We start from the raw sequence: 244 nt of genomic DNA, 5'->3' as shown, positions 1-244 counted from the left end.
CTGCAACTCGTAGCGCTGGAAGGAGCCGTCTTCCGCGGCGCTGCCCTTGGCGCCCGGGGCCACAGCACTGACGCGGGGGTTTTCCTTCAAGTGGTAGCTCAGGCCAGTGATCAGGTACTGCTGGTTCTGGTCGCCGCGCGGGTAGTTGTAGAGGCTGAAGGTGTAGCCCGTGGCCAGCGCCCGGTGGCAGGAATGGCCCCGCACCCGGCTTTGGCCCGTGAGGCTTTCCTTCAGGCGCACGCGG

The 244-nt window shown here is 67.2% G+C and carries 1 protein-coding gene; it reads right to left on the bottom strand.

The window, feature by feature from the left end; all coding sequences use genetic code 11:
• Window positions 1-244: contractile injection system protein, VgrG/Pvc8 family (locus IAE24_RS30080; protein ID WP_233626443.1), on the bottom strand; the 244-nt coding region annotated here is incomplete at both ends.

Source organism: Delftia sp. S65 (assembly GCF_016516495.1).
In the GTDB taxonomy this organism is placed as follows: domain Bacteria; phylum Pseudomonadota; class Gammaproteobacteria; order Burkholderiales; family Burkholderiaceae_C; genus Comamonas; species Comamonas acidovorans.
The sequence above is the reverse complement of the archived record's forward strand: the minus strand, read 5'-3'. Positions and strand labels throughout refer to the sequence as shown.